A 7,171-nucleotide genomic window follows, 5' to 3' on the forward strand; every position below is an offset into this window, starting at 1 on the left:
CCGGCGAAGCGGGATCTTCGCCGCGGTGCGCGCGGATCGTCAGCTGGTGCTCTCCTGCCTCGACGGTGCCCAGCTCAACGAGTTCCAGGTCGTGCACGGCGATCTCCCTTCCTCGGCCCGCACACCATAACCGGAACGCGTCGGTCTCGTAGTGGAGGTCGCTCTCAGCGGAGCCGGCGCGGGCCGGTGTCCGGCGCGGCCGACGAGCGGCGCACCGATACCCGCGCACCGGTCACCTGCGCGCCACGGGCCGAGGCCAGCACCGGCTGCAAGGTCAGCTCGCAGACCTCCGGCAGGTCCTCCACCAGCGTCGCGACCCGCAACACCAGGTCCTCCACGGCCGCGAGGTCCGCCGGCTCATCCCCGCGGTAACCGGCCAGCAACGGAGCAGCCCGCGGCGCCCGGACCAGCGCAGCGACGTCCGCATCGGTCATCGGCACCGCCCGGTAAGCCTTGTCCCCGAGCAGTTCACTGGCCACACCGGACAGTCCGAAGGAGACCAACGTGCCGAACGACGGGTCGTCCATCAGATCGATCACGCAGGAATTGCCGCGATCCGCCATCCGCTGCACGTAGACATCGTCCACTTCGGACATTCGCGCGAGGTCCTGGCAGGCTGCGCGCACGGCCTCCGCGTTGATCAGGTCCAGCCGCACGCCCACGAGGTCGCTGCGATGCCGCAGGTGTTCGCCCGCCGACTTCACCGCCACCGGGTAACCGAGTTCATCGGCGGCCGCTGCGGCCTCGTCCGCACCGCGCACTCGACGGAACGGGACGAGCTCGATGCCGTAGCAGCCGAGCAGCTCCACCGCCTCGTCGTCAGTGAGCCGATGCTCGCCGTCGGTCAGCAACCGCTCGACCACATCCCGCGCGCGATCCTCGGCGATGCCCTCGGGCCGTACGAAATGGCCCTGCGGAGCGGCCCGCCAGCGCGCGTAGCGGGTGGCGCGCGCCAGCGAGAGCACCGCCCGCTCCGGGCTCGGGTAGGACGGGATCGAACCCCACGCCGCGGAACCGTCCGAGCCGGGAACCGCGAGCTCGTCCGGCACCCCTTCGGCGGCGAGGAACGTGGTGACGACCGGCTTGGTCGCGGTCGTACCCGCTTCCTGCAGCGCTTCTCGCAACGCGCGCGCGTAGGCGGTGCCGGGCACCGCGACCGGCGGAGCGAACACCGCAACCAAGGCGTCCACGTCGTCCCGCAACGCGGCCTCGCGAACGGCGGCCGCGAACTCCTCCGGCTCGGCAGCGGCACCCACGTCGACCGGTTCGCAGGACAACCGCAACCCCTCGGCCTGCGCGACATCCGCGGCCAACATGCCCAGCGCCGAGGAGTTGCCGACGACCGCGATGCGCTCCCCCGCGGGCAACGGCTGGTGCGCCAGCAGCAGCGCGGTGTCGAACATCTGCGCCACCGACTCGACCCGGATCACCCCGGCTTGCTCGAACAAGGTCTGCACGCTGGTCTCGTCGACCTGCACCGAAGTGGCGGCCAGCCCGGCGCGAACCGCGTTGCGGCCCGACTTGACCACCACGATCGGCTTGCTGCGCGCCAGTCGCCGAGCCAGCCGGGCGAACTTCCGCGGATTGCCGAACGACTCGAGGTACAGCAGCACCACGTCCGTGGCCGGGTCGGTCTGCCAGTACTGGAGCATGTCGTTGCCGGACACGTCGGCCCGGTTGCCCGCCGAAACGAACGTGGACAGCCCGAGGCCGCGTTCGGTCGCCGTCGCCAGGATCGCCACGCCCAGCGCACCGGACTGGCAGAAGAACCCGGTCCGGCCGCTTCCCGGCAGTCGCGGCGCGAGCGTCGCGTTGAGCCGGTTGCCCTGGTCGGTGTTGACCACGCCGAGCGCGTTCGGCCCGACCACGCGCATGCCGTGCACGCGGGCGGAACGCACCATGCGGCGCTCGATCTCGCGGCCGTCCGGGCCGGATTCGCTGAACCCGGAACTCACGATCACCAGCGCTTTCACGCCTTTGGCCAGGCAGGCGTCGAGCACCTCGTCGATGCCGGGCGCGGGGATCGCCACCACCGCGAGATCCACGTCGTCCGGGATGTCGAGCACCGACGCGTAGGCGCGCACGCCGCGCACCGAGCGGTGCTCCGGATTCACCGGGTACACCGGGCCGGCGAAGTCCGCGGTGAGCAGGTTGACCAGCACCGCGTGCCCGATCTTGCGATGGTCGGTGGAAGCGCCGATCACCGCTACCGAACGCGGATGCAGCAGGTTGTGCACGCTGCGGGCTTCGGCGGCCTGCTCGCGGGCGCGGGCCACCGCCAGCGACTCCTCGGTGGGGTCGATATCGAACTCCAGGTGCACGACGCCTTCCTCCATCGCTCGCCGGACCTGGTAACCGGCGTCGCGGAAGACCCGCACCATGGCCGAGTTCTCCGCGAGCACTTCGGCGACGAACCGCCGCAACCCGCAATCCCGCGCGGCCGCCGCCAGGTGTTCGAGCAAGATCGACCCCAACCCGCGGCCCTGGTGCTCGTCCTGCACGACGAAGGCCACCTCGGCCGAGTCCCGCTCGCCGAGCCGGTCGAACCGCCCCACCGCGACGATGTCGTCGCCGAGCAGCGCCACGAAGGCGACCCGGTTGGCGTAGTCGACGTTGCTGAAGCGCTCCACATCGCGCTTGGGCATCCGCGGGTACGGGCCGAAGTAGCGGAAGTAGCGGGTCCGGTCGCTGAGCCTGCCGTGGAAGGAGACCAGCTGGTCGGCATCGGCCGGGATGATCGGACGAAGATGCACGGTGCCGCCGTCGGACAGGACCACGTCGGCTTCCCAATGCCGCGGATATTCCTGCTGCGCGTCCGACCGCGCTTGCGCACCGGAGAATGCGTCCCCGGGCGGGATCCCGGCAGCGCTGACCGGTCCTTGCACCTGCCCGGCATCGGCCGGGTCCTGCTCCGTCGGGCCGCTGCCCATCCAACGATCACCCTTCCAGCCGTCCTGGTGAGCGGTCCCTCGCCACCACCGTCGACACCAACCAGGTAGGTAAGGCCGACTCAGTCCCGGACATCCGCAGGACTCAAACCGTGCAACGGGAACACCTCGTGCCGGGTGTCCCGGATCGCGGTGTCCACCGTGGTGTCGGTGATACCGCTCCACGGCGCGAACGACGGATCCACGTTGTCGGTCAACGTCGTCGGCAGCGGTACGTTCCCGGCAACCCGCAGCGCGTGCGCCAGCCAGTCCTGCGGCAACGTCGTGGCCGGATCGAGGTCCCTGTCCAGGACGGTGGCCAGCAGGTGCGTCCACGCGCGGGGCACGACGCGGTACAGCGAATACCCGCCGCCGCCCAACGCCACCCACTTGCCGCCCGCATAACGCTCGGCGTAGTCACGCAGGCTGCGATAGGTCGCGCGCTGACCGTCCACGGACATCGACAGATCGGCCAACGGGTCTTCCCGGTGCGCGTCGGCACCGCACTGCGTCACCAGCACCTGCGGGCGGAACGCTTCGAGCACGGAAGGAACCACCGCATGGAAAGCGCGTTGCCACCCGGCGTCGTCCGTGCCCGGCGGCAGCGGGATGTTCACCGCCGTGCCTTCGGCACCCGCACCGCCGGTCTCGCTGGGGAACCCGGTGCCCGGCCACAGCGTGATCGGGTGCTGGTGCATCGACACGGTCAACACCCTCGGGTCGTCGTAGAACGCGGCCTGCACACCATCGCCGTGATGGACGTCGACGTCGATGTAGGCGACCCGTTCCACCCCCATCTCGAGCATTCCGGCGATGGCCACCGAGCAGTCGTTGTAGACGCAGAACCCCGCAGCCCGCTCGGCCATCGCGTGGTGCAGCCCACCGGAGATGCTCACCGCACGATCGACCTTGCCGGAGACGACCTGCTCGGCAGCGGTCAGCGAACCGCCCGCGATGAGCGCCGCGGCCTCGTGCATCCGATCGAAGATCGGGTTGTCGTCGGTACCCAGCCCGTGTCCGACGTCCCAACCCGAGGTCGGAGCGGACCGCACCGCCGCCAAGTAGTCCGGCCGGTGCACGCGTTGCAACTCCTCGTCCGTGGCAGGACGCGGTCGCAGGGGCTCGACCCCGTCGAGCACGCCGAGTTCGCGCGCCAGCCGCATCGTCAGGTCGAGCCGGACGGGATGCAGCGGGTGCTGCCCGCCGAGGTCGTAGTCCAGGACCGAGTCGTCCCAGACCACCGCGCAGTCGTTGCCCATGGCGGCCGACGCTACCTGCCGTGTGTGCGGCCCCACAGTGGCGAAGGGCACAAGCGATCTCCGGTGTCCCTGCACTGCGCACTACCGCGGCCCTCGGCGCCGCCGCTCGTTGCGACGACCGGTTCGGGTACCCGCTCAGCCCGGCTCCGGACCGGTCGCTGCGGGCCGCTCCGGATCGGCTGACCAGTGCGACCAGGAACCCGAGTACAGCGCAGCGGGGTTGTCAGGTCCGCTCAGCCCCGCGTGTTCCAGCGCGAGCAGATTCGAGCAGGCGGTCACGCCGGAACCGCAATAGACACCTACCGCCGAGTCCGCGTCCACCCCGGAGTCCCGGAACCGCTCAGCCAATTCCGCCGGGGATTTCCACCTCCCTCCGGCGGTCACGTTGTGCGCGAACGGCACGTTCACCGCGCCCGGGATGTGCCCGGCACGCGGATCGACCGGTTCGGTCTCCCCTCGGTACCGCTGCGGCGCGCGGGCATCGAGCAACCGCCCTTCGCGCGCGAGCCGCGCGGCACCCTGCTCGTCGACCACCGGCATCGACCCCGGTACGACATCGAAACCGGTCTCCGTCGGCTCGGGCACCTCGGTGGTCACGGGCTCGCCCTGCTCGACCCAGGCGTCGTAGCCACCGTCGAGCACCCGCACGTCCCGGTGACCGGCCCAACGCAGCAACCACCACGCCCGCGCGGCCGCGGAACCGTCGTTCGCGTCGTAGGCGACCACGGTGCGATCGGACCGCACACCGGCGCGTCGCAACACCCGTTGCAGCTCCCCGGCTGCGGGCAACGGGTGCCTGCCGCCCGGTCCCGGTGGCGCGGCCAGCTCGGTGTCGAGGTCGACGAAGACCGCGCCGGGTAGGTGGCCGCGCTCGTAGTCCTGCCTGCCGGGCGGCCCGAGCAGACTCCAGCGGACGTCGAGCACTACCGGGCCGCCGGGCTCGCCCAGCCTCGGGGCGAGCTCGTCGACGGTGATCAACGGGTGCATGCGGCTCCCTCAATCCGAATGCGGACAGCTGCGCAGAAGAACCAGTCGAACAGCGGAAACGGCCGACCCGAAGCCACCGACCCGCGGTAGTGCCACGGGACTAGAATCGTGGTGGGACTGCAACGGGGAGCCAGCGTGAACGATCTCATCGATACCACCGAGATGTACCTTCGCACCATCTACGACCTCGAAGAGGAAGGGGTCGTCCCACTGCGCGCCCGGATCGCAGAACGCCTGGAGCAGAGCGGGCCGACGGTGAGCCAGACCGTGGCGCGCATGGAACGCGACGGGTTGCTCGCCGTCGCCGAGGACCGGCACCTCGAGCTCACCGAAGCCGGGCGGAGCCGGGCGATCCGCGTGATGCGCAAGCACCGCCTGGCCGAACGCCTGCTGGTGGACGTCATCGGCCTGGAATGGGAACACGTGCACGACGAGGCGTGCCGCTGGGAGCACGTGATGAGCGAGGCGGTGGAACGCAAGCTCGTCACCCTGCTCGGCAACCCGGCGACCTCCCCGTACGGCAACCCCATCCCCGGCCTCGACGAACTCGGCATGGCCGTGTCGGCACCGTCCGCCGAAACCGATCTGCAGCGCGTCGACGAGATCGCCCGCCGCGGTGGCGGGCGGGCGCTGGTGTGCCGCATCGCCGAGCACGTGCAGCTCGACCCCGACCTGATGAGCGAGCTCAAGGAGGTCGGGCTGATGCCTTCGCACGAGATCGAGATCGTGCCGGTCACCGGCGTGAACAAGCCGATCGAGGTCAAGGGCGCCAAGGGCGGCACCAAGCTGACTCCGGGCATCGCGCACGCCGTCCTGGTCCGCGCCAGGTGAGCCCGGCCGAACACGCCGCCGACGCCTTCGGCGGCGAGCACGGACGCGCCCCGGAACGGGTCTGGTCGGCACCGGGCCGGGTCAACCTGATCGGTGAGCACACCGACTACAACGACGGCTTCGTGCTGCCCATCGCGCTGCCGCACCGGATCGCGGTCGCAGCGTCGGCGCGTTCCGACGGCGCGCTGTCGGTCGCCTCGCTGGGTGACAACGGTGCGCTGCACCGCGCCGGGCCGATGCGCGTGCCCGACCTCGCTCCCGGCTCGCCGGCGGGCTGGGCCGCTTACCCCGCGGGCGTCGCATACGCGCTGCACGGCCAAGGCATCGACGTTCCCGGTGCGGACCTGGTCATCGCCGGTGACGTGCCCGCGGGCGCCGGACTGTCCTCTTCGCACGCTCTGGAATGCGCCGTAGCGCTGGCGCTGCTCGACATCGCCGGTCGGCCCGCCGGGGCGCCGGGCTCCCCGTCGACGGCCGAGATCGCCCGGTGGGTGCAGATCTCGGAGAACGACTTCGTCGGCGCCCCCACCGGCCTGCTGGACCAGACCGCGTCGTTGTCCTGCACCGAAGCGCACGCGCTGTTCTTCGACGTTCGTTCCGGGGAGACCACGCAGATCCCGTTCGACACCGATTCGGCCGGCTTGGAACTGCTCGTGATCGACACGCGTGCGAAGCATTCGCACAGCGACTCGGGCTATGGCGAGCGCAGGCGAGGCTGCGAGCGCGCTGCGGAATTGCTCGACGTCAAAGCACTGCGCGACGTCTCCTCCGGCGAGCTGGACGACACCCTGCCCGGTCTTCCCGAGCAGCTGCGGCCGCTGGTACGGCACGTGGTCACCGAAAACGACCGGGTGCTGGCAACCGTCACCGAGCTCAAGGCCGGAAACCTGGCCGCCATCGGGCCGCTGCTGACCGCCTCGCACGTGAGCATGCGCGACGACTACCGGATCTCCTGCCCGGAACTGGACATCGCAGTGGACGCCGCGCTGAACGCCGGTGCCTTGGGAGCGCGAATGACCGGCGGGGGATTCGGCGGATCCGCGATCGCGCTGGTAGCTGCCACCGAGCGGGAGCGAATCGGCCGGTCCGTGTTGGACTCCTTCGCCGAGCACCGGTTGCAGAGGCCCCGGTTGTTCACCGCGACCCCGGCGGCCGGCGCCGGCCGCG

5 protein-coding genes are annotated in these 7,171 nt (G+C 70.8%); 2 read left to right on the forward strand and 3 right to left on the reverse strand.

Annotated features, from left to right (window positions below; genetic code table 11):
- Positions 1–164 precede the first annotated feature (164 nt).
- From IJH84_RS24625 to IJH84_RS24635, 3 genes are all read right to left on the reverse strand, one after another.
- Complete coding sequence (locus IJH84_RS24625) at positions 165–2,930, reverse strand: bifunctional GNAT family N-acetyltransferase/acetate--CoA ligase family protein (RefSeq protein WP_295149614.1); 2,766 nt, start codon at positions 2,928–2,930, stop codon at positions 165–167.
- Between the two features lie 80 nt (positions 2,931–3,010).
- The gene (locus IJH84_RS24630; protein ID WP_295149616.1) at positions 3,011–4,186 is read right to left on the reverse strand and encodes an acetoin utilization protein AcuC; all 1,176 of its coding nucleotides are present in this window, start codon (positions 4,184–4,186) and stop codon (positions 3,011–3,013) included.
- Between the two features lie 135 nt (positions 4,187–4,321).
- Positions 4,322–5,173 carry a sulfurtransferase gene (locus tag IJH84_RS24635; protein WP_295149618.1) on the reverse strand — a complete coding sequence of 284 codons (852 nt, stop codon included), beginning with the start codon at positions 5,171–5,173 and terminating at the stop codon, positions 4,322–4,324.
- A 135-nt stretch (positions 5,174–5,308) separates the two neighbouring features.
- On the opposite strand from IJH84_RS24635, the gene IJH84_RS24640 reads away from it, so the two are divergent.
- Positions 5,309–6,004, forward strand: a complete 696-nt coding sequence (locus IJH84_RS24640; protein ID WP_200071267.1) for a metal-dependent transcriptional regulator — start codon at positions 5,309–5,311, stop codon at positions 6,002–6,004.
- Positions 6,001–7,171: galactokinase (gene galK, locus IJH84_RS24645; RefSeq protein WP_295149621.1), on the forward strand; the 1,171-nt coding region annotated here is incomplete at its 3' end. The genes IJH84_RS24640 and galK, both read left to right, overlap by 4 nt.

The organism is Saccharopolyspora sp. (assembly GCF_017434145.1).
GTDB classification, from domain to species: domain Bacteria; phylum Actinomycetota; class Actinomycetes; order Mycobacteriales; family Pseudonocardiaceae; genus Saccharopolyspora_C; species Saccharopolyspora_C galaxeae.